Below are 26,705 nucleotides of genomic sequence, written 5' to 3' on the forward strand. Positions count from 1 at the left end.
CCTAGTGAAAGTCGAACGGGGTTAAGCTCCCTTCTGAAAGCAGGTGACGCAACGCATAGGTCACTGAAAGCGCATCATCCAATGCATCGTGATTTTTCAATGCAGGATGCGGAGCGCCGAGATAGTCGGCAAGGTTGGAGCTGCGGGTTTTCTTAATATCTTCGTAGGACATACCCGATTTCAGGGCCAACGAACAAATGTTCCCAAACCTCTGAATCGGCAGAGGGGGTGCAATTCCCTCTATGTAACAGCTGATGGCCAGCATGTTCAGTTCATCCTTACCCCAGGACCAAAGCCGGTCATCGCCTGTAAACTGGTGCAATTTCTCAAGTGCATCTGCTAATGAGATCCCATACGCATCTATGTCCGCAGGCGTCACACCTGTAAGTCGAGAGAAAAAGGGATCGAGCACGGCATCGTTGCCAAACCTATCTTTGGCACAAATGTATATTCTGAGCGTATTGAGGATTGGAAACCCCTCGCCCATCCCCAGCTTAACTGCGCCAATTTGTACCGCAACAGGGTCAGGATCATGTGGCCCGCACCAAAACCGAGCCTGCGCCCCTTCGGTCACCAAGAATTCTGTGTCAAAAATTACAACCGTATCCATGCGAAATCGCTTTCAGATTATTGGCTCCGACACCGTGCCGCCACCTACCGCCGCTGCGACGCCCGTTGTGGTTGGTGCAGACGTTGGCAAACCCTTCGCCACCCGCACGGCGAGATAGGCGAAGGCCTGAGCCTCTAACATGTCGCCGTCTAATCCGGTGGTATCGATGTCCTCGACCGGACCCGAAAGGCGATGGCGCAATTCGTTCATCAAGGTGGCGTTGTGGCGGCCTCCGCCAGTCACAAGCACGCGCGAAGGGGAGCTTGGACAGTGCTTCAACCCTTGTGCCACAGCAACGGCAATGCAAGCGGTCATGGTGCGTAAAGCATCGGCATCTGACAGATGGGAAGCCATATCAGACAAGTTCTGAAAATCATTTCTGTCCAAAGACTTGGGCGGCATTTTTAAGAAATAAGGATGGTCTAGAAAATCTGAAACGATCTTTTCATCCGCCACTCCTGATCGCGCCAAAATGCCATCCTCATCATGGCTTTTACCAAGCCGCATCTGCATCAGGTCATTCATCGGTGCGTTGGCAGGGCCAGTGTCAAAAGCAAGGCACGCGCCAGGGGCTTCCGGAGCGGTAATTGCCGGATCGACCCAAGTGATATTTCCGACCCCGCCGAGGTTCAGAAAAACCACCGGCTGCTCGGCACCTATGTACCCGGCACACGCATGGTGAAAGAACGGGGCAAGTGGCGCACCTTCGCCGCCTAAATTGACATCTGCGCTGCGAAAATCCCAGACCACCGGAAGATTAAGAGAGCTGGCCAGAGCCTGCCCGTCCCCGCCCTGATGAGTGCCGCGCCCATGCGGATCATGCGCAAATGTCTGGCCGTGAAAGCCGATAAGCGCCGGTGCCGGCCCCTCTTCCACCAGCCGCGCGATGACGGCGTTGTGTACCTCTTCCACGATATGGGCTGCGGGTGCGATTTCTGGCGCGTCGTGCCATTTGCCCATCGCTTTGGTCAGCACCGCGCGTTCTTCGGCGGTATAGTCAGCGAACGCGGCCGCCCCGAACTCCACGATCCGAACCCCATCGGTTTCGATCAACGCCGCGTCGACCCCATCCATTGACGTGCCCGACATACAGCCCATGGCCCAGACGGGACCGCGGCTAAGCTGCGCGCTAAGTGCCTCTTTCCCGATGGTGTTCAACACGCTCTTTTCCTTTGCCCACCTCCCGTCTATACGAAAGGTTCAACTGTTAAGATGGACCAAAACACTATGACCTACCACCCAAAATCCGACTTCATGCGTGTGATGATCGAGCGCGGCTTTCTGGCCGATTGCACCGACTATCAATCGCTGGACGAAGCTTTTGCCGCGGGGGTCGTGCCGGCTTATATCGGGTTTGACGCCACAGCGAAGTCGTTACATGTGGGGTCTCTGATCCAGATCATGATGCTGCGTTGGTTGCAAAAAACCGGGCACCAGCCGATCACGCTGATGGGGGGTGGTACCACGAAGGTGGGTGATCCATCGTTCCGCGCAGATGAGCGCCCGTTGCTGACACCGGACCAGATCGACGACAATATCGCCGGGATCAAAAAGGTGTTTGCCAGCTACATCGACTATGATGCAGATGGCCCCAATAAGGCGCTGATGCTGAACAATGCCGAGTGGCTGGATGGGCTTAATTACCTCGACTTCCTGCGCGATATCGGGCGGCACTTTTCGGTCAACCGAATGCTGGCTTTTGAAAGCGTAAAGTCACGACTGGATCGCGAGCAGAGCCTGTCGTTCCTTGAATTCAACTACATGATCCTTCAGGCCTATGACTTTTTGGAACTGAACCGCCGCTATGGCTGTTTGTTGCAGTTGGGCGGTTCGGATCAGTGGGGCAACATTGTGAACGGGATCGACCTGACACGCCGCGTGTTGGATCATGAGATTTATGGCCTAACCTCGCCGCTGCTGACCACGTCCGACGGCAAGAAGATGGGCAAATCGCAGCAAGGCGCGATCTGGCTGAATGCAGATATGCTAAGCCCGTACGAGTTCTGGCAGTTCTGGCGCAACACGACCGACGCCGATGTAGGTCGCTTCTTGAAGCTATACACCGAGCTACCGATCGAGGAATGTGACCGTCTGGGCGCGCTGGAAGGTCAGGCAATTAACGACGCCAAGATCATTTTGGCCAATGAAGTCACAACCTTGGCGCATGGGCGGGATGCAGCAACAGCTGCAGAAGCCACCGCGCGTGAGGTGTTTGAAAAGGGCGGAACCGGTGAGGATTTGCCCACCGTGACGTTGTCAGTGGATGACCTAGGTGACGGCATTTCGATCATTCAGTTGTTCGTGAAAGCCGGGCTGGTGAAATCGGGGAAAGAGGCCAAGCGTCTGATCGCTGAAAACGGCGCCAAGGTGAACGACGCAGCACTCACCGATGCAGGCCGCATGATCGCGGCGGGCGAGCTGGCTGAGCCGATGAAACTGTCCGCAGGTAAAAAGCGCCACGCTCTGGTGGTGTTGGAGGGATAGGGGCTCTGCCCCAGTGGGACACCCGTTTTGGGTCAGTGAACAGGTAATTACAATCGCATTCGCAAACACACCGAGCACATCATGCGAGGGATGAAAATGGTCATACGAGAAGCCACTCCTGAAGATGTTGGGCAAATGAGCGCTTTTCTCCAGGAACTGACCGCTTCAGGCAAACGAACAAGACCCGACGATGAGGTTTTTGTTCTCGAGAACTACATCAGTGACCAAGACAAAATTAGCTGTTCCGTGGCAAAATCGGATGGAGAGGTCTTAGGATTTCAATCTTTGAAAATAGCGAAGAATGGGAACGAATGGGACGTCGAGCCAGGGTGGGGCATCATCGGCACACACATAAAGCCCTCCGCTGCGCGACGAGGCGTGGGACGCGCGCTCTTCGATGTCACCCGAAAGGCCGCAGGCAAAGCTGATCTCTTGCATATTGACGCATCGATCTCAGCTTCGAATTCGGAAGCTTTGGCTTATTACGAGGCAATGGGATTTCGGACGTATCGAACGCCAGACGGTAAGATCTGTAAATGTTTTGTCGTCGACGTGAATCACCGGTAATTGCTTGAAGTGGCAATGACGCCTCATGTATGAGCATCCGGTCATGTGACGCAAAACTTGTCCTAACCGCGCAAGAACCGCAAAGGGATGCGCGCGCGTTTCGATAGGTCTGAATTATGTCGCCGTCCGTACCACCCACATCCGATTGCAGCCTTCCGCGTCGATTGCTACCGTCCGGGTAACGAACTCTGCACGAGGTCTTGCATGACGCCCCTGAACCCAAATCTTGCTGCCACATTCCCGCCACCTGTGATGGAGGCGCGGCGATGGGTTGAGGGAAAGAGTTTCCCCGCAGAGCAATCCATGATCAATGTCAGTCAGGCAGCCCCTGTGGATCCCCCACCCGAGCCGATGCGTCAGGCGATGGCGGATGCGGTTTTACGCCAACCAGAGACGCATCTTTATGGTCCGGTGTTGGGCCTGCCGGCCCTGCGGTCGGAATTGGCGTTCAACATAACGCGTCATTACGGCGGCGCAGTGACCGCGGACAACATCGCCATAACCTCTGGCTGCAATCAGGCCTTCTGCGCTGCGATTGCAACTTTGACCGCACCGGGGGACGAGGTTATCCTGCCGACACCTTGGTACTTCAACCATAAAATGTGGTTGGATATGGGGGGGATCAGCACTGTTTCGCTCCCGACCGGCGATACACTTCTGCCCGATCCGGCGAAGGCCGAGGCGCTGATCACCGCGCGCACGCGTGCGATTGTGTTGGTGACCCCGAATAATCCGACGGGCGTTGAATACCCTTCCGCTTTGATCACCGAATTCTACACGTTGGCCAAGTCGCGTGGCATCGCATTGATCATTGACGAAACCTATCGCGATTTTCATTCGCAATCCGGCGCACCGCACACGCTGTTTACCGATCCAGATTGGGACGAGACCCTCATTCAGCTTTACAGTTTCTCGAAATCATATCGTCTGACCGGGCATCGGGTTGGCGCCATTACGACCTCCCCTGCCCGGTTGGCGCAGGTCGAGAAATTCCTCGACACCGTCACGATCTGTCCGGCGCAACTTGGGCAGCATGCAGCGCTTTGGGGTCTTCGTAACCTTGACAATTGGTTGGCGAGTGAGCGGGACGAGATACTGGCACGCGCGCAAGCGATGCGTTCGGGATTTGCACCGCTGGCCAACAGAGGTTGGCGTCTGATGGGGTGCGGGGCCTATTTTGCCTACCTCGAGCACCCTTACGACATGCCCTCGGACGCGTTGGCGCAGGCTTTGGTGGACAAGGCCGCAATCCTTGCCTTGCCCGGTACGATGTTCACACCAGACGGCGATCTGGCCGGGCAAAAACAGGTGCGCGTTGCCTTCGCAAACATTGATCCAGACGGAATCGCGACGGTATTGGAGCGGCTCGCAGCTTTTACGCCCTAAGGCTTTGCTCTTAACACATATTGGCATTCCCGTTCCGACCGCCTAAAACCCCTTGGAACAGGTGGTATAAGGAACACGCGTATGGCAACCGGCAAAGTCTCTCGCACGTTTGGCTGGATCTTGATGGGTCTTGTGATGGTGGGGCTCGTGGGCTTCGGCTCGACCAATTTCGGCGGCTCTGCGCGCTCGATTGCTACGGTCGGTGATACCGAGGTGGATGCGAACCGTTATCTGCGCGAATTGCAGTCCGAGATGAACGCGTTGCAGGCACAGACCGGCCAGCGTCTAACCATGGAGATGGCGCGTAACATCGGGCTGGACCAACAGGTTCTGGCGCGGGTCATTGGCACCGCCGCCCTAGAGGATGAAACCGCGCGTCTGGGCATCTCTGTGGGCGACGAACAATTGCGCGACCGGATCGTTGATATTCCCGCTTTCATGGGGGCCGACGGTCAGTTTGACCGTCAGGCATATAGCTTTGCGTTGGAGCAATCCGGGCTGACAGCCTCGGAGTTTGAGAAGAGCTTGCGGGCAGAAGTAAGTCGCCAAATTCTGCAAGCCGCCGTTGCGGATGGCGTCGAAGCTCAGCCAGCCTATGTCGATGCGCTTTATGGCTATGCGCGTGAAGCACGCGACTTCACATGGGCCGCCATCGGTGTGGATCGCCTGACCACTGCTCTGCCCACGCCGACGGCCGAGAACCTGACCGCCTACTACGATGCAAATCAGGCGACATTTACTCTGCCCGAAACCAAGGTGATCAGCTATGCGTGGCTGGACCCCGAAGATGTGATCCCGACCCTAAATGTGGCCGAGGATCAGATTGCGGCGCTCTATGCCGAGCGTATCAACGAATATCAGGTGCCCGAGCGCCGATTGGTCGAGCGTTTGGTATTCAATTCAACCGAGGATGCTCAGGCGGCGGCTGACGCGATTGCTGCGGGTGACACAACGTTTGAAACGCTCGTGGCCGACCGCAATCTGGAACTGTCAGATATCGATCTGGGTGACCTTCCCAAAGAAGACCTTGGCGCAGCTGGTGACGCGATCTTTGCTTTGGCCGAACCGGGTGTCGTTGGCCCGTTGGAAAGCGATCTTGGTCCGGCGCTGTTTCGGATGAACGCCATTCTGTCGGCCCGTGAAACCAGTCTTGAAGACGCGCGCGAAGAGCTACAGGGCGAGCTTTCTGCCGATGCGGCCCGTCGCGTGATCAGCGATTTGGTCGCTGAACTTGACGACCAGATGGCAGGCGGCGCCACGATTGAAGAAATTGCAGAAGCACACAACATGCGTCTTGGCACGATTGATTGGACCGCTGGCATGTCCGACGGCATCGCCGCCTATGACACGTTCCGCGAAGCTGCAGGCGCTGTGACTGTCGATGACTTCCCCGAAATCACACTTATGGCAGATGGCGGCGTGTTCGCCATGCGTCTGGACGAGTTGCAGCCCCCGCGCCTGCAGGACCAGTCAGAAGTCGCAGATGCGGTGTTGGCAGGATGGGAGCAAGAAACACGTCTTTCCTTGCTGGCAGACGAAGCAGCGGCTTTGATCCCAGAGCTGGAAGGTGGCGAAAGCCTGGCCTCGCTTGGTTTCACCGAGGTGTTGGAACAAGGCCAGACCCGCGAAGCCTTTATCGAAGGCACGCCCCCCGCCTTGATCAACGATGTGTTCGATATGGAGGCAGGGACCTGGCGCGTGGTTCCGACCACCGAGGGTGTCATTATGGCGCGATTGGATGCGATTGTTCCTGCCGATCAGAACAGCGAAGATGCTCTGGTGTTGAAGGAAAACTTTGCCGCTGGCACGGCGCAGCAACTGGCACTTGACGTGGAGCGCGCCTTCTCACGCGCGATTCAGGATCGTGCAGGTATCGAATTGAACCGCGCCGTCATCAACGCGGTGAACGCCCAGCTGCAATAACCCGCACCTAGGTCCAGACCCGGCCCGGAAAGGAAATACCATGGCTCTGACACCCTCGTTCGAGGAATTCGAAGCCGGCTGGAAGGCGGGTAAGAACCAAGTGGTCTATACCCGTTTGGCCGCCGATCTGGACACGCCTGTCAGCCTGATGTTGAAGCTGACCGAGGCCCGCCGCGACAGTTTCATGTTGGAAAGTGTGACCGGTGGCGAGGTGCGCGGGCGCTATTCCATTGTGGGCATGAAACCCGACCTGATCTGGGATTGCCGGGATCAAAAAGCGCGGGTCAACCGCATGGCACGCTTTGACGGTGATGCGTTCGAAGATATGCAAGGCGATCCGCTGGATGGTCTGCGCGCAATTCTGGCGGAAAGCGCGATTGAATTGCCAACAGACTTGCCCGCCGCGTCAGCTGGTCTGTTTGGCTATCTGGGCTATGATATGATCCGCTTGGTCGAGCATCTGCCGGATGTGAACCCAGACCCGCTGGGCCTTCCTGATGCGATGATGATGCGGCCGTCTGTGGTTGCCGTGCTTGATGGCGTGAAGGGAGAGGTCACACTGGTCTCGCCCGCTTTCGTGGGGTCCGGTCTGTCGGCCAAAGCGGCCTATGCCCAAGCGGCTGAACGGGTGATGGATGCGCTGCGCGATCTGGATCGGGCAACGCCCGGTGAGACGCGTGATCTGGGTGAGGCGCGCGAGCTTGGCCCCTTGGTATCCAACTTCACGAAACCCGACTATCTGGCTGCGGTCGAGACAGCGAAAGAATACATCCGCGCGGGCGACATTTTCCAAGTGGTTCCCAGCCAGCGTTGGACGCAGAACTTCCCCCTGCCCCCGTTTGCGCTTTATCGCAGCCTCAGGCGCACGAACCCGTCGCCCTTCATGTTCTATTTCAACTTCGGTGGCTTTCAAGTGGTCGGCGCGTCGCCCGAAATCTTGGTGCGGGTCTTTGATCGCGAGGTCACGATCCGCCCCATCGCAGGCACCCGCCCACGCGGCAAAACGCCCGAGGAAGACAAGGCCTTTGAGGCCGATCTGTTGGCTGACCAGAAAGAGCTGGCCGAGCATCTGATGCTGCTTGATCTGGGGCGCAACGATACGGGCAAGGTCTCGAAAATCGGGACAGTGCGCCCGACCGAGGAGTTTATCATCGAACGCTACAGCCACGTGATGCACATCGTCTCGAACGTGGTGGGTGAGCTGCACGAAGATCAGGACGCGCTGTCGGCGTTCTTTGCTGGTATGCCCGCCGGGACCGTTTCAGGGGCGCCCAAAGTGCGCGCGATGGAGATCATCGACGAGTTGGAGCCCGAGAAACGCGGCGTTTACGGCGGCGGTTTGGGATATTTCAGCGCGGGTGGTGACATGGATATGTGCATCGCGCTGCGCACAGCCGTTGTGAAGGACGAGAAGCTCTATATTCAAGCCGGTGGCGGTGTCGTTTATGACAGCGATCCCGAGGCGGAATATGAGGAAACGGTGAACAAGTCGAAGGCCATCCGGCGCGCTGCCGAGGATGCAGCAATGTTCACGCGGGGTGGGAATAGCTAAGGGCGCATAAGGGGCGTTGCCCCTCGGCCTGCGGCCTCACCCCAGGATATTTTCGACAAGAAAAAGCAGCAAACTAGTGCTGTGGATAGGTAAGTCTTTCATGGTGGTTCGAAATGAACAGGATGTGGAAATACTCTTTGGCGAGCATCAAGGCATCTATGACGTGAATGATAGGCCGCAAAAGCTGCTATTCTGGTTGTTCTTTTCCATCTTTCTTTTCTCGCCACTTGGATTGATACCGATGTTCTTGGATGCAGACCCCCGACGGTTCTGGGTGCTATTGGCCGTTTTCGCCACCGGAACCCTTGCTTTTTCAGTGCAACTTGCTCGCAAGCGCATCCATCAGATAGTGATTGAAAATGATAGAGTAGTGGTTCGGCCAGCAGGTTACGAGATTCGAAGGCAGGACATCGTTTCCGCAAAACTTGGCAAGAGCAATGGCCACGCTGTCCACGTTTCTTTGCTGGTTAACGCCAGTAGTTTTCGGTATTTTATCCCGTCATTCACTTGGCTTTGGAAAAACGTATCGTTCAGTCTGGACGAACCCCACCGGTGCGACTGACTGTCGTCATCCCCCCAGCATCCACTCCCCATCCGGCCAAAACGCGTGATATGCGAATGCGAAGAGGACATCGTGGGGTACATCGCGGCCTTTTGCGTCTTTAACCCGTATGGTGCCCACGTCACGCCCTTTTGAGATGCGTGCTGTATCAAGGGCGGATGCCTGTCCCTCGTTCCAACTGATCGTTACGCCTGCCTCGGTTATTTCGCCTTCTTTCGCGAGGCGTGAGACCGGCCACGCGCGTTCACCTACACGAACGACGCGGGCCAGAGCGGGCACTCCGTGAGGGGGTTGCTCGCCGGTAAAGAAAGGATATGGACGCTGGCGGCTGTCATATCCGGCATATGGGTTTTGACCGTAGGGGCGGCGTGCATTTGGTTCGTCCATCACCAGCCCATCGGGATTACGCTTCGCAAACTCGGCCCAGCTTTCCATCCACGCGGGCAATTGCGTCAGTTGCGTGCCAGCCAATTCGCCGACGATGCCTTCGCCGATGGCTTGTTGCCACCATGTCTCGGTTTCGCGGTCATACATGACCATGTCGGAGTTTCTGAGCTTGCCAGTCACGCCGAAGGTCAGTGTTTTGCCGTCCACCCGGCGATCAAAGACCATCCCGGAGTTACAGAGCGGGCAGAAGGTCACAGCAACCGGTTTCCCGCCGACTTTATCATTCACGATCTCGTGCCACGTTAGGTAGCGCAAAGGATAGGCACGCGGCGTATCCCCTTCTAGCTCCAAGGTAATTACGGGTTCGCGCGCGCCCAGGCGGCCTTCTTCCATGACATTGATAAATTTCGGATCAGATAAGGCGGGAATGCCGTCGCGACCGGGGCCGCCTGACATGATCTCATTCCATTCCGTCACTTTGGTCATCGTGAAGTCAGTTTTGGGAAACTCAGATTGCCACTGGCCGGGATCGGCGCGGGCTTCATGCGCCCATAGCCCCATGGTGATGGCAAGCATCGTCATTAAAATACGCATGGGGCCTCTCCTTTTATCCGTCCGGTGTCACCACACTGACAGAGAAAGAAGAGGCCCCATAGCCCCCCTCACGGGGGTTTGAGCGAATGTGCGCAGTGGTTAGTCGATGGCTTATTCGACCACGCGTGCCTGAGCGATCACGTCCGGCAGGCTGGTCACAGCGCCGTTGTTGCCCTCGCCACGTTTGATTTTCTGCACAACGTCCATCCCGTCGGTCACTTGCCCGACCACCGTATATTGGCCATTCAGGAAATCACCTTGTTCGAACATGATGAAGAACTGGCTGTTGGCCGAGTCGGGGCTCTGCGACCGCGCCATGCCAACGATGCCCGGTGCAAAGGGAACATCCGAGAACTCGGCAGGTAGGTCGGGATAACTCGAGCCCCCCATGCCAGCCCGGCTGGTGTCGGCGCTGTCCAGTCGGCCAAACTCGACATCACCGGTTTGCGCCATGAACCCGTCGATCACCCGGTGGAAGACGACACCGTCATAAGCGCCCTCTTGTGCGAGTGTCACCAGACGTTCGACGTGTTTCGGGGCCAGATCGGGGCGCAGCGTAATGACCACATTGCCTTGCGCCTGCCCTTCGATGGTCAGCTCTAACTTGGGTGCGTCGCCAAGCGCGGCCAGATCAACCGGCTCTGGTTCGTTGGGCCAGAACGAATAAATCGCATAACCGACGATCAATGCCACCCCGGCCAGAAAGGCGACCCAAAAGGTCGTCCTGTCACGTTTGCCGTATTCCTCAGACATCTGCCGCAACCTTGACCGAAATCATCATGTCAGGCTCTGCTGGCGGCTCGCCACGGGTGATGGCGTCGACATGTTCCATACCGGACGTCACGCGGCCATAGACCGTATATTGACCGTTCAGGAAGCTGTTGTCCTTGAAGTTGATGAAGAACTGGCTGTTGGCCGAGTTCGGGTTTTGCGACCGCGCCGCACCCAGCGTGCCACGATCATGGGGCAGTTTGGAGAATTCAGCTGGCAGATCAGGCAGCGACGACCCACCAGTGCCAGCGTGGCGCAGGGTCATCGGGTCTTTGCCGTTGGCGACATCGCCGGTTTGCGCCATGAAGCCATCGATCACACGGTGAAAAACAACACCGTCATATTCGCCCGAGCGCGCCAGTTCCTTCATGCGCTCGCTGTGCTTCGGGGCCACGTCGGGCAGAAGCTCGATCACGACAGTGCCGTTCTTCAGTTCCATCAGGATGGTGTTTTCGGGATCTTTGTATTCGGCCATCTGGGCCTCCTGTAGTCTGAGTGTTGTGTCTTTGGCGACAAACTATGCGTGGGCGCGCAAAGATGAAAGGGGCGATCAAGGCATTTTCGCCCCCGCCTGTTGACCCGCGCACGCTTTTGGTGTGCAACACGTCGGTAGCTGATGGAGGGACCAATGGCCTGGAAAACACTCGACGACATGGAGCTGGACGGAAAAACCGTTTTAGTACGTGTAGATATCAATGTGCCGGTCGAAGATGGCGTGGTCACCGATGACACCCGCATTCAACGCATCCTGCCCACCATTCGCGACATAATGGCGGCTGGCGGGAAGCCGGTTCTTCTGGCCCATTTCGGACGTCCCAAAGGTCAACGCGTGCCGGACATGTCCTTGTCGGTCGTCCTCCCCGCGCTGGAAGCCGCGTTGGGCGTTCCGGTTAAGTTTGCCGACGACTGCATTGGTGGCCCCGCCAAGAAAGCCGTCGCCGCGCTGGAACCCGGCGAAGTGCTGCTGTTGGAAAACACCCGGTTTCATGAAGGCGAGACCAAGAATGACGGTGGTTTCGCTGCCTCGCTGGCGGCATTGGGCAATATTTATTGCAACGACGCGTTTTCGGCGGCGCACCGTGCGCATGCCTCGACCGAGGCCCTGGCACGGTTGCTACCATCCTGCGCTGGACGCTTGATGCAGGCTGAATTGTTGGCGCTGGAGGCAGCCCTTGGTGACCCCGATCGTCCATTGGTTGCCGTCGTGGGCGGCGCAAAGGTGTCCACCAAGCTGGACCTACTGGGCAACCTGGTGGGAAAAGTGAACCACCTGATTATAGGTGGCGGAATGGCCAACACCTTCCTTGCCGCGCAAGGCATTGATGTTGGCAAGTCACTGGCCGAACACGACCTTGCGGAGACAGCGCGTGACATCCTGACCAAAGCCGAAGAGGACGGGTGCGAGATTATCCTGCCGTCAGATATCGTGGTTGCCCGTGAGTTTGCTGCTGGTGCGGCCAATGAAACACTACCGGCCGACGCCTGCCCCACCGATGCGATGATCTTGGATGCAGGCCCCGATACGGTCGCGCGGATCGCCACCACGTTCCAGAATGCAAAGACGCTGATCTGGAACGGCCCACTGGGTGCGTTCGAGATCGAACCGTTCGACGCGGCCACCAACGCCGCAGCGCGCAAAGCCGCCGAGTTGTCCGCTGAAGGCCACTTGATTTCGGTCGCCGGCGGCGGCGACACGGTCGCGGCCCTGAACAAAGCGGATGCGGCTAAGGACTTTACCTATATCTCCACCGCTGGTGGCGCGTTTCTGGAATGGATGGAAGGCAAGGAATTGCCGGGCGTGGCGGCACTCTCCCAGTAACCATTTGAAAGTACTATATATAATCAGCCTCGCAGCATAAATCTGCGGGGCTTTTTCTTTTTCAAAACACCGCTTGACTCTTATCTGACTATTTTAGTAAGTTAATCACATCAGCCAATCGCACCCGCGACCAGCCGGAGACCTGAAAGCACCAAACACCTGCATCAGGAGCGCGAAGATGACTGATTTATTTAAAGGCCCCAAAATGGCCACCACCAACATCCCATCCCCCACGCAATCCCTTATGCCCATTCTGCCCGGCCTGAAATCTCTTGCCGCATGGATCGAGGCCTGCCTTGAAGGAGACCGCACATGACCGCCCCCCTGCCCAGCTCGGCCTTTGACACCGACACGCACGCCGCGCCGCCGCGACACGACGCAATGGCCCTGACTGATTTCGGCAAGAAAGCCCAGATTGTCCTGAACGACATGGTCTACACCCTCACGATCACCCGTGCCGGAAAGCTGATCCTGACCAAATAACCCCGGCACACACAGAATGCCGCGGCGCGTTTCGGTCTGCGTTCCCCGTCTTCCGAACTCCGCGCGCCAAAGCTGGGGGCAAGGTCCACGACCGTTTCATCCAACCTTGCCCCCATCCCCCCTACACCCCTGCCCTAAATTCTTCTTGGTTCCGTTAGCGCCAGCAGAATTGCATGCCTTCGCCCTCTCCCTTAATACGGGGGAAATTCATCCAAATTGATATGGGGTCGACATGCCGAACAAAGCACAACTGGATAAGATCAAAGCCGGTCAGGGCTTCATTGCAGCCCTGGACCAGTCGGGCGGCTCCACCCCGAAAGCGCTGCGCCTTTATGGGATCGAAGAAGACGCCTACTCCAACGACGCTGAAATGTACGACCTGATCCACGCCATGCGCTCGCGTATCGCGCAAGCCCCGTCATTCACAGGCGACAGGGTGATCGGCGCGATCCTGTTCGAAATGACCATGGATCGGGAAATCGCTGGCAAACCCACCGCCACATATATGTGGGAAGAGCGCGGCGTCGTCCCCTTCCTGAAAGTCGACAAAGGTCTGGCCGCCGAAGAAAACGGCGTGCAACTGATGAACCCTATGCCCGAGCTTGATACACTTTGCGAACGCGCGGTGAAAGCGGATGTGTTCGGCACCAAGATGCGTTCGGTCATCAATGCGGCGAACCCAGAAGGTATCAAAGCCAACGTCGCCCAGCAGTTTGAGGTCGGCAAACAGATCCTCGGCCACGGCTTGATCCCGATCATCGAACCAGAGGTGAACATCACCATCGATGACAAAGCCCAAGCGGAAGAGATCCTGTTGGCTGAGTTGAAATCCCAGCTCGACGCGCTGAATGACGACCAGACAGTGATGCTGAAACTCACCCTGCCCGAGGTCGCGAACCTTTACAAACCTCTGGTCGATCACCCACGTGTCGCCTCTGTCGTGGCACTTTCCGGCGGATACTCTCGCGCCGAAGCAAACGCGCGCCTGTGCCAGAACACCGGCATGATCGCCAGCTTCTCTCGCGCCCTGACCGAAGGACTTTCTGCACAACAATCCGACGACGCGTTCAACGGCGAAATTGCCGAGACCATCACCAGCATCTGCGACGCCTCGAAAGCCGGCTAATCACTGCCGTGCTTCGACAACGGCCCGCGCTTCGTTGCGGGCCGTTTGCATAGCTGCTCCATTTTCTTTCCCAAAATATCCCCGCCGGAGGCTCCGCCGCCCACCACCCGCGCGTCCGGTAAGAAAATCCGCCGACCGATTCGATTTAGGATTCACATCGCGAATCACCTGTGCCATAGTGCCCTTGCACCGTCCGAAAAGAGATGGGCAAGAGGCAGTACATACAGACAGGAAGCCTATGGGCGCACCTCGTACACAAGCTGGATTTGGTGGAGCAATCTACTTCGTCGTGGTCGTTGGCCTCGGCATCTACTTCACGTTTGCCAGCGTACAGGGCGACTATGGTTTATTCCGTCGCGTGCAAATCGAGGCTGAGACGCAAGCGCTTATGAAAGAGCGTGATGTGCTCTCGGCCGAGATTGCCGCCCTTTCCAATAAGACGCACCGATTGTCAGACGAATACCTCGACCTCGACCTGCTTGATGAACAAGCCCGTTCGATCCTGGGCATGGTCCGCGCAGACGAAGTTGTATTGCGGTAGCTTCCCACTCCCAATCTAAAGAGTTGCACACGACGCATAGCGGCCTGCTTTGCGTAACGGCAAGTTTTTGTCGACCTAAAGGCGCAAACTCTGTATAAGATAGTTTAACACTAAACTATCGTTAAGATGCAAGCTGACGCCAGGAGGAGAACGCCACATGGCAGCCCGGAAAAGCGCCCAGAAAAAGTCCGCAAAATCAAATACATCCAAAGAAGAGCTTCTCGAGTTTTACCGCGAGATGTTGTTGATCCGTCGATTCGAGGAAAAGGCAGGACAGCTCTATGGCATGGGTCTGATCGGCGGATTCTGTCACCTCTATATCGGACAAGAGGCTGTTGTTGTCGGGCTAGAGGCCGCAGCGAAGGAAGGCGACAAACGCCTGACCTCTTATCGCGACCACGGCCACATGTTGGCCTGCGGCATGGATCCCAAAGGCGTCATGGCTGAACTGACGGGCCGCGAGGGTGGGTATTCGCGCGGCAAAGGCGGCTCGATGCACATGTTCTCGACCGAGAAGCACTTTTATGGTGGCCACGGGATTGTCGGCGCACAGGTCCCCATCGGCACCGGCCTCGCCTTTGCAGACAAGTACAAAGAAAACGGTGGCGTCACATTCACGTATTTCGGCGATGGCGCGGCCAATCAGGGCCAGATCTACGAAAGCTTCAACATGGCGGAGCTTTGGCAGCTGCCGGTGATCTATGTGATTGAAAACAACCAATATGCGATGGGAACAGCGTTGAAACGCGCCTCTTCCACGCCTGAGCTCTACACCAGAGGAGAGGCGTTCGGCATTCCGGGCGAACCCGTCGATGGCATGGATGTCGTCGCGGTGAAGGAAGCTGGTCTGCGGGCGACTGAACACTGTCGTTCAGGCAATGGCCCTTATATTTTAGAAATGAAAACATACCGTTACCGTGGTCACTCCATGTCGGACCCTGCCAAATACCGAACCCGTGAAGAGGTTCAGAAAGTCCGCGAAGAGCGTGACGCGATCGAGCATGTGCGCGAGCTTCTTTTGCAGGGCAAGCATGCATCCGAAGACGACCTGAAGGCAATAGACAAGGAAATCAAAGCTGTCGTGAATGATGCGGCTGAGTTTTCGAAAACAAGCCCAGAACCCGCGCTCGAAGAGCTGTGGACCGATATTTACGCCTGACCAAAAGCGTTTCGGGAATAACTGGCGGCGCCGGTTATTCCCGAAACGCCTGGATCATCGAGAGGTTCTACTGCGTTTCGGCTCAAGCCTGTTTCAGGCTCAAGCCAAAACACTTTAGGACAGAGGAGAAAAAAGAATGGCTACTGAAGTATTGATGCCCGCCCTGTCCCCCACGATGGAAGAGGGAACACTGGCGAAATGGATGGTCAAAGAGGGTGACGAGGTCGCATCGGGCGACATCCTTGCCGAGATTGAGACCGACAAAGCGACGATGGAGTTTGAAGCGGTTGATGAAGGCATCATCGGTAAGATCCTGATCGCTGAAGGCTCTGAAGGCGTGAAGGTAAACACGCCCATCGCTGTGATGATCGAAGAGGGTGAGAGCGCGGATGATATCGCAGCTCCCGCTGTCGCGTCCGAAGCCGCTGCCCCCGTGGCCGAATCTCCTGCCTCAGCCGTTGCGGCCCAACCGATCACCCCCGTTGTGGTTGCTGAACCCGACATTCCGGCCGGCACCGAGATGAAGTCAACGACTGTGCGTGAAGCATTGCGTGACGCGATGGCCGAAGAAATGCGCGGCGATGACACTGTGTTCCTGATGGGCGAAGAAGTCGCCGAATATCAGGGTGCTTATAAGATCAGTCAGGGTCTGCTCGAGGAATTCGGTGCCAAGCGCGTGATTGACACACCGATCACCGAACATGGTTTCACCGGCCTTGCCGCTGGTGCTGCGATGGGCGGCTTGAAACCGATTGTCGAGTTCATGACCTTCAACTTCGCTATGCAGGCGATTGACCACATCATCAACACCGCCGCCAAGACGCGCTATATGTCAGGCGGTCAGATGTCCTGCCCTATTGTGTTCCGTGGTGCCAACGGTGCCGCCGCCCGCGTGGGCGCACAGCACTCTCAGGATTATGCGGCATGGTATGCGCAGATACCCGGTTTGCATGTGGCAATGCCCTACTCGGCCTCGGATGCAAAAGGTCTGTTGAAATCGGCCATTCGCGACCAGAACCCCGTTGTGTTCCTTGAGAACGAGTTGATGTACGGCCAAAGCTTCGATGTGCCGGTCATGGATGACTACACGGTGCCCTTCGGTAAAGCGCGTATCTGGCGCGAGGGTTCGGACGTCACCATCGTCAGCTTCGGGATCGGTATGAAATACGCCTTGGAAGCCGCCGATGCGCTGGCCGAAGACGGTATCTCGGCCGAGGTCATCGACCTTCGCACATTGCGTCCGATGGACACCACAACCGTGATCCAATCGGTGATGAAGACCAACCGCTGCATCACAGTGGAAGAAGGCTGGCCGGTTGCCTCGATCGGCGGTCACATCTCGTCCGTGTTGATGCAGGAGGCGTTCGACTACCTCGACGCACCAGTCATCAGCCTAACCGGTAAGGACGTGCCCATGCCTTACGCCGCCAACCTAGAAAAGCTCGCGCTCGTGACCACGAAAGAGGTCATCGATGCCGCCAAAGCCGTAACCTATCGTTAAGGAGACACTGATATGGCAATCGAAATTCTCATGCCCGCCCTGTCGCCCACGATGGAAGAAGGCACGTTGGCGAAATGGCTGGTGAAAGAAGGTGACGAGGTTGCATCTGGCGACCTGTTGGCCGAGATCGAAACCGATAAAGCCACGATGGAGTTTGAAGCCGTTGATGAAGGCATCATCGGGAAAATCCTTGTGGCCGAGGGCAGCGAAGGTGTGAAAGTGAACACCGCCATCGCGATCCTTGTTGAAGAAGGTGAAGAGGTTGGCGACACCGCCGCCAGCGCACCTGCTGCTGCCGCAGCTGAGGCCGCTCCTGCAGCGGTTGAAGCTTCGGCACCCGCCGCTTCTGCTCCCGCGGCCCCTGCCCCGCAAGCTGCTGATGGTACACGTGTTTTCGCGTCTCCACTGGCACGTCGCATTGCGGCTGACAAGGGTTTGGACCTGACGCAGATCACGGGATCAGGCCCGAAAGGTCGGATCATCAAAGCCGACGTTGAAGGGGCAACTGCTACCAAAGCGGCTCCTACCGCCGCCCCGGCTGCAACAAGTGCACCTGCTGCATCAGCGCCCGCGCCATCCGTTTCGGCTGATGCGGTCGCCGCGATGTATCAAGATCGCGAGTTCGAGGAAGTTAAGCTTGACGGGATGCGCAAGATCATCGCCTCGCGCCTGACAGAAGCCAAGCAAACCATTCCGCATTTCTACCTGCGCCGCGACATCAAATTGGACGCGCTGCTGAAGTTCCGCAGCCAGTTGAACAAGCAATTGGAAGCGCGCGGGACCAAACTGTCGGTCAATGACTTCATCATCAAGGCCGTTGCCATCGCGCTTCAACAAGTGCCTGAAGCCAACGCCGTTTGGGCCGGTGATCGCGTATTGCAGATGAAAGCTTCGGACGTTGCGGTTGCGGTTGCCATCGAAGGCGGTTTGTTCACGCCAGTGTTGCAGGATGCCGATCAAAGATCGCTGTCTAGCCTATCGACCCAGATGAAGGACCTCGCTGGTCGCGCCCGCGAACGCAAACTTGCCCCGCATGAGTATCAGGGTGGCAGTTTTGCAATCTCAAACCTCGGCATGTTTGGCATCGATAATTTCGACGCGATTGTGAACCCACCCCATGCGGGCATTCTGGCCGTCGGTACTGGCGTCAAAAAACCGGTCGTCGGGGATGACGGAGAGCTGACAGTCGCCACGATCATGAGCGTGACCATGTCTGTGGATCACCGGGTGATCGACGGTGCAGTGGGTGCAAATCTGTTGAAGGCTATTGTCGATAACCTTGAGAACCCGATGACGATGCTGGCTTAAGCGCACTGGCACAGAGTTACCGTAAACGGCCCAAAACAGGCATTCTGTTTTGGGCCGTTTTTTTGTCAGTACGGTTTGGGCATTGATATTTCAAAACAAAAGGGCGGCGCAGATGCGTCGCCCTTGGCCAATTAGAGGGATCACTTTGATCCGCTTAGGGGTCGGTTACCCGGCCACTGCGACAAGAAAAAGGGTTGAGAAACCAACCACAGTCGCAAGCCAAATTTTCATCATATCAGGTCTCCCACCAACAGCGTTTCGAGATTAAGTTGGGCTACAACTTGATTTCGAGACGCCCACAATATTATTAGGTTCCGAGCGTTTCAAACAATTGTCGACTTTAACAATAATTCAAAACGCTTCAGTGTTCAGGGGTTCCGTATAGATGAACTCGCCAGATTAAAACATTGATCTGCCGCAAGTTTGCGGATTTCCGCCGATGTTATTGGATAAGCGTCTGATCCATGCTGAGCGCAGGGCGATCGCAACCGGCCTCGCCCACAATCCGTGCGGGCACACCGGCGACGGTCTTGTTGCGCGGAACTTCCTCCAACACGACCGACCCTGCGGCTATACGAGAGCATTCCCCAACTTTGATGTTGCCCAGCACTTTGGCCCCGGCTCCGATCAAAACGCCATCTCCGATTTTCGGGTGACGCTCTTCATCCTCTTTGCCGGTTCCGCCCAGCGTCACCGAATGCAGCATCGAGACATTATCACCAACCACGGCGGTTTCCCCGATAACAATCGAATGGGCGTGGTCAATCATGATCCCGCGACCGATGCGCGCGCCGGGGTGAATGTCGATCCCGTAAACCTCGGAGCAGCGCATCTGGATGAAATAGGACAGGTCCTTACGCCCCTGTGTCCACAGGTAATGGCCAAGGCGATAGGCTTGCATCGCCTGGTAGCCCTTGAAATAGAGCACCGGTTGCAACATCCGGTGGCAGGCCGGGTCACGATCCAGAACGGCAGTGATGTCTGCACGAGCGGCTTCGGCCAGTTCTGGACATTCCGCATAGGCCTCGTCCGCGATTTCGCGCAGCAACACCATGCTCATCTCGTTCGAGCTGAGTTTGGCAGCGAACCGGTAAGATAGCGCCTTTTCAAGCGTGCGGTGGTGCAACACACATGCGCCGACAAGCCCGCCCAAAAGCGGCTCATCTGCGATGGCTTGCTTGGCTTCTTGGGTGATCCGATCCCAGACCGGGTCGATTTCGGTCAAAACTGCGCGTTTCTCGGCCATGTTCTATCCTCAAGTTGAACGCTTCTTTTACACCACATAAGATCGGAGTTCAAAATGCAAAGCTGTGATGGGTAAGATATTTGAAATGAATGAAACGCAAATCGAAACCTACCGCAAACAGTTAACTACAGAGCTTGAAACGCTGGACCGGGACGACGCACGGGGGGCCTTGGGCCAGAAGACGGTCGAGCTTGATCAGCAAGCTGTCGGGCGTTTGATCCGTATGGATGCGTTACAAAATCAGGCGATGGCGAAGGCGACTGGTGCGCGCCGGACTGCCCAGCGCACACGCATTCACGCAGCCTTTGCGCGGATGGATGAGGGTGAGTTTGGGTATTGCGAGGATTGCGGCGAGGCGATCCCGACGGGCCGTCTTGACCTTGACCCCTGCGCCGCAAAATGCGTCAGCTGCGCGACCGGTTAAGAACCGCGCGACGATCATTGCGTGCTTTCAAGGCGGCGAAGACCGTCATCATGCAATCCACGTAGTCAGGATCGTTCGGAAACGGCTCTGCCGTACGTGGGAGAGACATTGCGACCGACCCCAAACTGCCATTGCCCCAAGCGGGATGGGCGCGGCCCAGCGCGCGGCGATAGCGGTCTGCGGCCTCGGCGCGATGCAGCATCTCCAACATTGCACCGGGGCGTTTGGGGGCCGGCAGCACCAGTAAGGCGCAACCGGCTGCGGCAACATCACCGGGAAGAACAGGGCGCATATGCTATAACGCCACGTCCAACCGAGTATAGGGACCAGGACCAAACCGGTCCGAGACCTGCGCGATTTCGACCACATACGCACCTGACACCAGATCAGCACTTCGCAGAGCAGAACTGTACGTCCAATTCGCGGTTGTCACTTCAACCTCGCGCTTGACGCTGATCCCGTCAATGATCCGCAAACGATAGCGTTCGCTGGCCTCGCCCAACGGCACCTCAACATCGCCCCAGTTGTCACCGTCAATCCGGGTGCGCCTGATCCACGAGATGGCGTGGTCGCCTGAGAGATCCGTCGCATTCAAATGCACAGGTGCATAAGGTCGCAAGCCAATGCCCTTGAATGCGTGAACCTCGTGCAAATAGGACGGGTCCGACAGTGGTTTACGCGCAGGGCCGATCCGGTAGTGCCGGTTCAATCCACGGGCAGAGGACGGCAGCGCGATCTGCGCCTGATGTGCGCCCAACATCACAACATAACTGCCCACCGGCCAGCTATCCGGCATAACAGCGTCCGTGCCCGCCTGCCCTCGCAGGCGCAAGGTCAGGTCGTAAGTCCTTTCGCCCACCAATTCAGCCCCAGCGAACTGAAAGACCTCCCAGTTGCCCGGGCTGCCGTCACCGATCACCGCCACATTGGCGCCGTTGATCATATCAGTGATCGAGGTCGCAAAAAGCGTCCCTTCGGTCAGTTTCACCCGCAGTGCAGGCCCTCGGTCGATCACTCCATGTGGCGCGTTGTTCAAAACGGTTTCGGTCACGCCAATGATCGACGGGTTGGTCACCATCCGGTTCAACGCATACCCGTTGTCAGAAACGGAACTGTACAAAGCCACCTGCCCCGGCCAAGGGCGCGACGCCACCGCGATACGCGGCTGATGCGGAACCTCGTCCCCTGTGAGCAGCGGCAAGTCAAGAAACAGCGGGAAGACAGGCGCTGGCGGGATATAGGGTTTCACCGCAGGCGCTGGCTCCACACTATCGGAGGGTTGGAACAAGCCGGGCTCGACCCGAACCGCCCGAATGGTCTGCACGCTGGTTTGTTCGACATGGTCCAACCGATATTGCTCGGTGCCTGCGTCGGTCTCAAGCTCGATCACATCGCCTGCTGCCATGTCGAGTTCTGACGGAGGCAACGCAAACGTGGCCTTGTCCCGGGCCACACGCGCTTCGGACAGCCAGCGTTCCACGATGGTACGTGCCTCAGTGCGGGTCATGATCAACGGAATTTCCGAGGCCGCAACGGACCTGCTTGTTTCATCCGGGAAGATCGCTTCGACCGAGCGGATGTCGTAATCCCCTTCGCCTTCCACATAAGTCAGGCGCACGCGACCGGCGATTTCAGCCTCGGGGTCACGTATCCGTTCCAGCGTGGTATCGCGATCAGGAGACAGCGCCATTTTTTCAGAATCCAACACATGGTCGACACGTCCGGTACGGCTTTTGAAGATCAGGACGCCTTCACGCTCAATCGCTTCGAACCCGTAAGCCAGCATCAAAGGCTGAAGGGCCGACCTTGCCCCACCGATCTGGTCCACCACATAGCCACGCACCAACCCGTAAAGTTTGGATACGTCATAGCGGGTGACACCTGAGCGGTCACAGATCTCGGACACAACCGAGGCCAGAGACCGCGAAGACACGCGACCGTTCAGCCAGTGGCCACGATTGTAATTCGCCCCGTCACTCCACAGGCCCTTCAGATTCGGGAACTGAGGGAACGGCCGAGCGTCCCATGCCCAAACATGGGCCCGGCTCATATCAAGCATCTGCACACCAGTGGCACTGTGAACCGGGTTTTTCTTCGGGTTGCCCCAGTAATCATACGTCGCGCGTAGGTACTGCGCCTGCATCAGATCATCGCGCCGCCCGTTCGAATAGTATGGCAGCTGGCTTTCCGAGCTTTTGGGATCGAGAAACTTATTGGGCTGGTTTGTGCCCTTATCAATCGCGGCACACCCCAGTTCAGTGAACCAGAACGGTTTTGATCCGGGCAACCAATCGGTCGGAACAGTCTGACGCACACCCGCCACCCGGTTGTGGTGTGAACGGTCCCACCAATTGCGTAAATCTTTGTAGCGATAGACCCAAGGCTCGTTATGGGCGCCATCTGTGATCGGTGTACGGATTTGAAGATTGCGGGATTCAGCATTCTTATAATACCAGTCGTACCCCTCGCCGCCTTCGATGTTGGATCGCAAATAACCTAGATTATAGATCGAACCATAATTCGCATCCGCATGGTCGAACCCATCGCGCCAGTCCGACATAGGCATGTAATTGTCGATGCCTATGAAGTCGATCTCGGGATGGCTCCACAATGGGTCGAGGTGATAGAACACATCGCCCGATCCGTCTTGCGGGTGGTAGCCGAAGTACTCTGACCAATCAGCAGCGTAAGAGATATTTGTGTCTGGCCCAAGGATCGAACGTACATCAGCGGCAAGTTGGATCAGTTGATCGACCACCGGAAAACTGTTGCCCGGTCCGCGAATTTGGGTCAGTGCGCGCAGTTCAGAGCCGATAAGGAAGGCATCCACACCACCCGCGGCAGCACAAAGGTGTGCATAGTGCAGGATAAAACGGCGATAAGAATACCCGGCGGGGCCCGTATAGCTGACGCCATTGGCCGTTACGGCAAAATCACCAGGTTGCGCGTTGCCAAAGAAAGCTGCGACCTGTGCGGTGGCCAACGGCGTTCCGTCCGGCGACGCCACGTGGCCCGGCGCAAACGAGGTCGTAATACGTCCTCGCCAAGGCAGAACCGCTTGACCTAGATTGCCGGTCCACGGGTCCGGGAGCAAATTTCCTTTCATCTGCTCCATAAGAATGAACGGATAGAACGTGGCCTTGCGCTGCCCTTCTGAGGCAAGGGCAATGGCCTCCATCACTGCCCTATCAGACGGAGTCCCCCCATAGACAGGCCGGTCCTGATCGTCGCGCGGCACCAAACCCGCCTGGTTCCGGTCAAGGCCGGATACGCTCCATGGCATACTGTCGCCATCAACGGCTTTCTGCTCAACCCGCGGGCGGATTTGGCAATTGCCACAGCGCAGATCACTGCCAAACCATGAAACGACCAACGCCGTATTCTGACACCCCGGCAGCTCCTGTTGCATCATCCGGTACGAAGTCTTGAAGTCCGTCCACCCGGACGGTGAATTCATGTTCGACCCTTCGACCACACCCGGCCCGCTTTTGTAGTAAACAGGCGTCGTGGCAAGCGAGTACTCTCCAGTCCCCGGGATCAACGCGACGGCCCGCGTGCCTCGCGCGACCTCTTTTGGTTGGTTGCGTTGTTCAGGTCTAAACACTTCGAAACTGAACTGAGGCACCCGATTTCCATAGGACGCCAGCGGCAGATCCTCGATCACCACATACGCCACACCGCGATAGGCGGGAGCGTTGCCGGCGCCCTTGACGGCCTCGATCTTGGGATCCGGCAGCTGCGTCTCCGTGCCATTATAAGTCCGCATCGTAATGTCACTGCGTGAAATTTCGTTGCCGTCCGCCCAGATACGCCCAACCCGCGTAATCTCACCCTCGCAAAGCGCAATCGCAAGACTGATCGAGTAGCTATAGGTCGTGACCTCCGGTTCTGGCGGGGATGGCATGCCTTTACCGCCGCCACCGCCGCCTGTCGTCGTCACTGTTTCCTTAAAGCGCGTGGCCCAGATCACCTGACCGCCGACTCGCGCGCGCCCATAGATCATGGGAATGGCGGCCCCTTCTGATGCGCCGGTCAGGCGAAGCCGGTCCACTTTGCCGGTCTCTACCGCCTCGGACCCCTCACCCAGAATACGGTTATCGATCGCCTGACCCAGCGTGGCCCCGATCGCTTTGCCAATCACCACCGATGACAGCCCAAGAATACCGCCACCGATCGAGGCACCAGCGGCCGCACCGACTGCGGAAAGAATAATCGTTGCCATCAGCTTGTCCTTTCAGGAAATGCAAAGCAGGCCACGACACGACGGGCCCACGGGGAAGACAGAGAGTTCTCGACCACACCGTGGCCGCTATAGGCGTGGATGAAGGCAGGCGATGCACCATCGCGCGACAAGATGCCCAGATGCTTCGCGACCGACCCGCCATGCATACGAAAAAGCAGCACATTGCCGGGACGGGCATTCTCGACGGGCCGTTCGCGCAGATGCGCACATGCAGCCTGCCACAGAGCCTCGATCCCGGCCGCTTCGGCCCAGTCGGCGGTATAGGGCGGCACCGTCGCAGGTTCTTCGCCGAACATCTCGCGCCAGACGCCTCGGATCAGCCCAAGGCAATCGCATCCGACACCTTTGCGAGACGCCTGATGCACGTATGGCGTGCCCAACCAATCGCGCGCCTCGGCAACGATCTGGTATTCCAACTCGGTCACGTCAGTCATTCGAGGTCGGGTTGAACGGATTCAACAGGCCATCGAACAAACCCGAGGCATCGTTGGTTTCACGCGCGTCACCGCCGTCGTTCCGGCCATGACCAACAGGATAGGACATCAGCCAATCCTCGCCGGGGATGTCCGGGAAGCCGCGGAAATTGCGCATATTGTTAAACTTGACGCGACAGGTGCCCGGCAGTTTGTCACAGCCAGCTTCCAGACGCACCATGTCACCGGGCTCAATCTCGGCGCGGAGCGCTTCCCACAATTCGACCTTGCGCTGCCCATCTGCGAGCTTGCGATCGTTCTTGATCAGCCCCATAAGCCCCTTCGCCTGCCCGCTAAGAACCACAAGCCGTCCGCGTTCGAACCAGCGGTTGGGATAGGGCCCCATATCCGAGAAGCTGAACGTGGTTTCGTCCGTGTTGTCGTCAATTGCGATTTCCAACCGATAGCCAGACTGGTTCAGATTGAACCGGCAGGTGCCATCGCCAAGTACCGCCGAACACGGCAGCTGGTAGGCGCGGCCTTGAGGTTGGTTCAGCGCTTCTGACAATCCGTTCAGCTCGGCCCGAAATCCGCCCGCTTCGCGCGCCAATTCGCCGACAGTCCCGCGAAATCTAAGGTAACGCTGATTGGTATCAACCCAATTGACCAACCACGCCTCGACCTCGGCCCCGTCATAGCGTCCGGCGCGTATGTCTGCTTCGTTGATCGACGCCGCATTCAGCACACCCAACGCTTCGGTGTTGTCAACGGACAGACCGGTCGTCTGGCTCAGTGCGCGCGCCGTCATGCCGGTATCGGCCCGGTAGGGTACATTGTCTATTTGCATGTCCTGATCGTGATCGGTGAAACCAAACACAACGCCATCACGTCGCGTGACTTTCCAGCACCGCGCAATGGTTGTGACACCTTCCCCTAAATGGGCCTGTAGTTCCTGCGAAAGCGCCATCAGACCCGCACCTCCACCACTGGAACGTTCGGGGCATCGCCTGCGTGGAAAGACGCAACCGACGTCTGAATGCCATCCGTGTCAAAGCGAACAGGCACGTCAAACTCGTAGCCCCCTGTCACTTCGGCCCCGGTCTCGGGCGCCGTCACAAAAGTGACATGGCCGGTGTCATGATCAACGGTGAAATGTGTACCCTCAATCAGCGGATCGCCCTTCAGGCCAAGTTTCACCGTCCCCTCGACCAGCTTCTGAATGGGACGGGCATAAGTATCTGTGCCAGACCGATAGGTCTTGGTCACCGCAAACACAGTTGTTTCGCCATCACCCCAGGCAATCAGCTGATCAGTGTAGTCTGGATCCTTTGACGGAAGCCCACTTTTGTAATCCGACCAGTCCTTCCACCGGAACCCGAAGAGCTGCCCGCGCCGCGCTTCAAAGAACGCAATCAACTTCTCGACATCATCAAGCGAGCGCATGCCAATCCCCGCGTCATAGCGGCGGCGCGAATGCTCCCACGGCGTGTTGCGTTCTTCGAAACCATTGGCCAGCGTGACCACCTCCGTGCGCCGCTCAGGCCCACCCACCGATCCAAAACTCAGATTTGCCGGAAACCGGACTTCGTGGAATGACATGGGTCAA

Annotated in this window: 26 protein-coding genes; 15 read left to right on the forward strand and 11 right to left on the reverse strand. The window is 57.4% G+C overall.

What is annotated here, in order from left to right; translation table 11 throughout:
• Position 1: 1 nt before the first annotated feature.
• Together V6N04_RS08200 and V6N04_RS08205 are read right to left on the reverse strand one after the other, a co-directional pair.
• Entirely contained in the window at positions 2-610 is a 609-nt protein-coding gene (locus V6N04_RS08200) for a 3'-5' exonuclease family protein (protein ID WP_371169662.1), read from the reverse strand.
• 12 nt (positions 611-622) lie between these two features.
• A complete protein-coding gene (locus V6N04_RS08205) occupies positions 623-1,708 on the reverse strand; it encodes an anhydro-N-acetylmuramic acid kinase (protein ID WP_371169990.1) in 1,086 nt (361 codons plus the stop codon).
• A 129-nt stretch (positions 1,709-1,837) separates the two neighbouring features.
• Here V6N04_RS08205 and tyrS point away from each other — a divergent pair, with 129 nt between their 5' ends.
• The 6 genes from tyrS to V6N04_RS08235 all read left to right on the forward strand — a co-directional run bounded on the left by tyrS (position 1,838) and on the right by V6N04_RS08235 (position 9,084).
• The gene (gene tyrS, locus V6N04_RS08210) at positions 1,838-3,094 is read left to right on the forward strand and encodes a tyrosine--tRNA ligase (RefSeq protein WP_371169663.1); all 1,257 of its coding nucleotides are present in this window, start codon (positions 1,838-1,840) and stop codon (positions 3,092-3,094) included.
• Between the two features lie 81 nt (positions 3,095-3,175).
• Positions 3,176-3,661 (forward strand): GNAT family N-acetyltransferase, encoded by a 486-nt coding sequence (locus tag V6N04_RS08215; protein ID WP_371169664.1) that lies wholly within the window; start codon positions 3,176-3,178, stop codon positions 3,659-3,661.
• Between the two features lie 204 nt (positions 3,662-3,865).
• On the forward strand, positions 3,866-5,047 hold the full coding sequence (locus V6N04_RS08220) for an aminotransferase (RefSeq protein WP_371169665.1): 1,182 nt from the start codon (positions 3,866-3,868) through the stop codon (positions 5,045-5,047).
• An 81-nt stretch (positions 5,048-5,128) separates the two neighbouring features.
• Positions 5,129-6,970 (forward strand): SurA N-terminal domain-containing protein, encoded by a 1,842-nt coding sequence (locus V6N04_RS08225; RefSeq protein WP_371169666.1) that lies wholly within the window; start codon positions 5,129-5,131, stop codon positions 6,968-6,970.
• Positions 6,971-7,010: 40 nt separating this feature from the next.
• Positions 7,011-8,522, forward strand: a complete 1,512-nt coding sequence (gene trpE / locus V6N04_RS08230; RefSeq protein WP_371169667.1) for an anthranilate synthase component I — start codon at positions 7,011-7,013, stop codon at positions 8,520-8,522.
• 16 nt (positions 8,523-8,538) lie between these two features.
• Positions 8,539-9,084 (forward strand): hypothetical protein, encoded by a 546-nt coding sequence (locus tag V6N04_RS08235; RefSeq protein WP_371169668.1) that lies wholly within the window; start codon positions 8,539-8,541, stop codon positions 9,082-9,084.
• Between the two features lie 6 nt (positions 9,085-9,090).
• Here V6N04_RS08235 and V6N04_RS08240 read toward each other — a convergent pair whose 3' ends face one another.
• The 3 genes from V6N04_RS08240 to V6N04_RS08250 all read right to left on the reverse strand — a co-directional run bounded on the left by V6N04_RS08240 (position 9,091) and on the right by V6N04_RS08250 (position 11,311).
• Complete coding sequence (locus V6N04_RS08240; protein WP_371169669.1) at positions 9,091-10,065, reverse strand: DUF3179 domain-containing protein; 975 nt, start codon at positions 10,063-10,065, stop codon at positions 9,091-9,093.
• Positions 10,066-10,176: 111 nt separating this feature from the next.
• Positions 10,177-10,818 (reverse strand): peptidylprolyl isomerase, encoded by a 642-nt coding sequence (locus V6N04_RS08245; RefSeq protein WP_371169670.1) that lies wholly within the window; start codon positions 10,816-10,818, stop codon positions 10,177-10,179.
• Positions 10,811-11,311 carry a peptidylprolyl isomerase gene (locus V6N04_RS08250; protein WP_371169671.1) on the reverse strand — a complete coding sequence of 167 codons (501 nt, stop codon included), beginning with the start codon at positions 11,309-11,311 and terminating at the stop codon, positions 10,811-10,813. The genes V6N04_RS08245 and V6N04_RS08250 overlap by 8 nt, the downstream gene beginning before the upstream one ends.
• A gap of 153 nt (positions 11,312-11,464) precedes the next feature.
• On the opposite strand from V6N04_RS08250, the gene V6N04_RS08255 reads away from it, so the two are divergent.
• The 8 genes from V6N04_RS08255 to V6N04_RS08290 all read left to right on the forward strand — a co-directional run bounded on the left by V6N04_RS08255 (position 11,465) and on the right by V6N04_RS08290 (position 18,773).
• Complete coding sequence (locus V6N04_RS08255; protein WP_371169672.1) at positions 11,465-12,655, forward strand: phosphoglycerate kinase; 1,191 nt, start codon at positions 11,465-11,467, stop codon at positions 12,653-12,655.
• Between the two features lie 178 nt (positions 12,656-12,833).
• Complete coding sequence (locus tag V6N04_RS08260; protein ID WP_371169673.1) at positions 12,834-12,971, forward strand: hypothetical protein; 138 nt, start codon at positions 12,834-12,836, stop codon at positions 12,969-12,971.
• Positions 12,968-13,138, forward strand: a complete 171-nt coding sequence (hemP, locus tag V6N04_RS08265; RefSeq protein WP_371169674.1) for a hemin uptake protein HemP — start codon at positions 12,968-12,970, stop codon at positions 13,136-13,138. The genes V6N04_RS08260 and hemP overlap by 4 nt, the downstream gene beginning before the upstream one ends.
• A 232-nt stretch (positions 13,139-13,370) precedes the next feature.
• The gene (locus V6N04_RS08270; RefSeq protein ID WP_371169675.1) at positions 13,371-14,264 is read left to right on the forward strand and encodes a fructose bisphosphate aldolase; all 894 of its coding nucleotides are present in this window, start codon (positions 13,371-13,373) and stop codon (positions 14,262-14,264) included.
• Between the two features lie 238 nt (positions 14,265-14,502).
• A complete protein-coding gene (locus V6N04_RS08275; RefSeq protein WP_371169676.1) occupies positions 14,503-14,805 on the forward strand; it encodes an FtsB family cell division protein in 303 nt (100 codons plus the stop codon).
• Between the two features lie 157 nt (positions 14,806-14,962).
• Positions 14,963-15,964, forward strand: a complete 1,002-nt coding sequence (gene pdhA, locus V6N04_RS08280; RefSeq protein WP_371169677.1) for a pyruvate dehydrogenase (acetyl-transferring) E1 component subunit alpha — start codon at positions 14,963-14,965, stop codon at positions 15,962-15,964.
• A gap of 136 nt (positions 15,965-16,100) precedes the next feature.
• Positions 16,101-17,465: a pyruvate dehydrogenase complex E1 component subunit beta gene (locus V6N04_RS08285; protein ID WP_371169678.1), complete on the forward strand. Its 1,365-nt coding sequence runs from the start codon at positions 16,101-16,103 to the stop codon at positions 17,463-17,465.
• Positions 17,466-17,477: 12 nt separating this feature from the next.
• Positions 17,478-18,773 (forward strand): pyruvate dehydrogenase complex dihydrolipoamide acetyltransferase, encoded by a 1,296-nt coding sequence (locus V6N04_RS08290; protein WP_371169679.1) that lies wholly within the window; start codon positions 17,478-17,480, stop codon positions 18,771-18,773.
• A gap of 442 nt (positions 18,774-19,215) precedes the next feature.
• Here V6N04_RS08290 and cysE read toward each other — a convergent pair whose 3' ends face one another.
• Complete coding sequence (gene cysE / locus V6N04_RS08295) at positions 19,216-20,019, reverse strand: serine O-acetyltransferase (protein WP_371169680.1); 804 nt, start codon at positions 20,017-20,019, stop codon at positions 19,216-19,218.
• Between the two features lie 85 nt (positions 20,020-20,104).
• Between cysE and V6N04_RS08300 the strand changes: the two genes are divergently transcribed.
• Positions 20,105-20,443 (forward strand): TraR/DksA family transcriptional regulator, encoded by a 339-nt coding sequence (locus V6N04_RS08300; protein ID WP_371169681.1) that lies wholly within the window; start codon positions 20,105-20,107, stop codon positions 20,441-20,443.
• Here V6N04_RS08300 and V6N04_RS08305 read toward each other — a convergent pair.
• From V6N04_RS08305 to V6N04_RS08325, 5 genes are read right to left on the reverse strand one after another with little or no spacing between them, the layout of a single operon-like run.
• Entirely contained in the window at positions 20,424-20,735 is a 312-nt protein-coding gene (locus V6N04_RS08305; RefSeq protein ID WP_371169682.1) for a DUF7742 family protein, read from the reverse strand. The two genes, V6N04_RS08300 and V6N04_RS08305, sit on opposite strands and share 20 nt — an antisense overlap.
• A 3-nt stretch (positions 20,736-20,738) precedes the next feature.
• Entirely contained in the window at positions 20,739-24,665 is a 3,927-nt protein-coding gene (locus V6N04_RS08310) for a baseplate multidomain protein megatron (protein ID WP_371169683.1), read from the reverse strand.
• The gene (locus tag V6N04_RS08315) at positions 24,665-25,120 is read right to left on the reverse strand and encodes an NlpC/P60 family protein (protein WP_371169684.1); all 456 of its coding nucleotides are present in this window, start codon (positions 25,118-25,120) and stop codon (positions 24,665-24,667) included. The genes V6N04_RS08310 and V6N04_RS08315 overlap by 1 nt, the downstream gene beginning before the upstream one ends.
• Entirely contained in the window at positions 25,113-26,066 is a 954-nt protein-coding gene (locus V6N04_RS08320) for a DUF2163 domain-containing protein (protein WP_371169685.1), read from the reverse strand. Before V6N04_RS08320 ends, V6N04_RS08315 begins: the two co-directional genes overlap by 8 nt.
• Positions 26,066-26,698, reverse strand: coding sequence for a phage distal tail protein, Rcc01695 family (locus V6N04_RS08325; RefSeq protein WP_371169686.1), 633 nt, complete (start codon positions 26,696-26,698; stop codon positions 26,066-26,068). The genes V6N04_RS08320 and V6N04_RS08325 overlap by 1 nt, the downstream gene beginning before the upstream one ends.
• Positions 26,699-26,705: the final 7 nt, after the last annotated feature.

The organism is Aliiroseovarius conchicola (assembly GCF_041403445.1).
Classification (GTDB): domain Bacteria; phylum Pseudomonadota; class Alphaproteobacteria; order Rhodobacterales; family Rhodobacteraceae; genus Aliiroseovarius; species Aliiroseovarius conchicola.

Bases quoted from the DNA above. Each gene is read 5' to 3' on its own strand.
- V6N04_RS08205 (WP_371169990.1), bottom strand. From the start codon at position 1,708: ATGGGCTGTATGTCGGGCACGTCAATGGATGGGGTCGACGCGGCGTTG.
- V6N04_RS08260 (WP_371169673.1), top strand. From the start codon at position 12,834: ATGACTGATTTATTTAAAGGCCCCAAAATGGCCACCACCAACATCCCA.
- V6N04_RS08255 (WP_371169672.1), top strand. From the start codon at position 11,465: ATGGCCTGGAAAACACTCGACGACATGGAGCTGGACGGAAAAACCGTT.
- V6N04_RS08240 (WP_371169669.1), bottom strand. From the start codon at position 10,065: ATGCGTATTTTAATGACGATGCTTGCCATCACCATGGGGCTATGGGCG.
- V6N04_RS08285 (WP_371169678.1), top strand. From the start codon at position 16,101: ATGGCTACTGAAGTATTGATGCCCGCCCTGTCCCCCACGATGGAAGAG.
- V6N04_RS08250 (WP_371169671.1), bottom strand. From the start codon at position 11,311: ATGGCCGAATACAAAGATCCCGAAAACACCATCCTGATGGAACTGAAG.
- V6N04_RS08200 (WP_371169662.1), bottom strand. From the start codon at position 610: ATGGATACGGTTGTAATTTTTGACACAGAATTCTTGGTGACCGAAGGG.
- V6N04_RS08310 (WP_371169683.1), bottom strand. From the start codon at position 24,665: ATGGCAACGATTATTCTTTCCGCAGTCGGTGCGGCCGCTGGTGCCTCG.
- V6N04_RS08300 (WP_371169681.1), top strand. From the start codon at position 20,105: ATGAATGAAACGCAAATCGAAACCTACCGCAAACAGTTAACTACAGAG.
- V6N04_RS08325 (WP_371169686.1), bottom strand. From the start codon at position 26,698: ATGTCATTCCACGAAGTCCGGTTTCCGGCAAATCTGAGTTTTGGATCG.
- V6N04_RS08290 (WP_371169679.1), top strand. From the start codon at position 17,478: ATGGCAATCGAAATTCTCATGCCCGCCCTGTCGCCCACGATGGAAGAA.
- V6N04_RS08275 (WP_371169676.1), top strand. From the start codon at position 14,503: ATGGGCGCACCTCGTACACAAGCTGGATTTGGTGGAGCAATCTACTTC.
- V6N04_RS08305 (WP_371169682.1), bottom strand. From the start codon at position 20,735: ATGCGCCCTGTTCTTCCCGGTGATGTTGCCGCAGCCGGTTGCGCCTTA.
- V6N04_RS08315 (WP_371169684.1), bottom strand. From the start codon at position 25,120: ATGACTGACGTGACCGAGTTGGAATACCAGATCGTTGCCGAGGCGCGC.
- V6N04_RS08245 (WP_371169670.1), bottom strand. From the start codon at position 10,818: ATGTCTGAGGAATACGGCAAACGTGACAGGACGACCTTTTGGGTCGCC.
- trpE (WP_371169667.1), top strand. From the start codon at position 7,011: ATGGCTCTGACACCCTCGTTCGAGGAATTCGAAGCCGGCTGGAAGGCG.
- tyrS (WP_371169663.1), top strand. From the start codon at position 1,838: ATGACCTACCACCCAAAATCCGACTTCATGCGTGTGATGATCGAGCGC.
- V6N04_RS08220 (WP_371169665.1), top strand. From the start codon at position 3,866: ATGACGCCCCTGAACCCAAATCTTGCTGCCACATTCCCGCCACCTGTG.
- pdhA (WP_371169677.1), top strand. From the start codon at position 14,963: ATGGCAGCCCGGAAAAGCGCCCAGAAAAAGTCCGCAAAATCAAATACA.
- cysE (WP_371169680.1), bottom strand. From the start codon at position 20,019: ATGGCCGAGAAACGCGCAGTTTTGACCGAAATCGACCCGGTCTGGGAT.
- V6N04_RS08320 (WP_371169685.1), bottom strand. From the start codon at position 26,066: ATGGCGCTTTCGCAGGAACTACAGGCCCATTTAGGGGAAGGTGTCACA.
- V6N04_RS08270 (WP_371169675.1), top strand. From the start codon at position 13,371: ATGCCGAACAAAGCACAACTGGATAAGATCAAAGCCGGTCAGGGCTTC.
- V6N04_RS08225 (WP_371169666.1), top strand. From the start codon at position 5,129: ATGGCAACCGGCAAAGTCTCTCGCACGTTTGGCTGGATCTTGATGGGT.
- hemP (WP_371169674.1), top strand. From the start codon at position 12,968: ATGACCGCCCCCCTGCCCAGCTCGGCCTTTGACACCGACACGCACGCC.
- V6N04_RS08215 (WP_371169664.1), top strand. From the start codon at position 3,176: ATGCGAGGGATGAAAATGGTCATACGAGAAGCCACTCCTGAAGATGTT.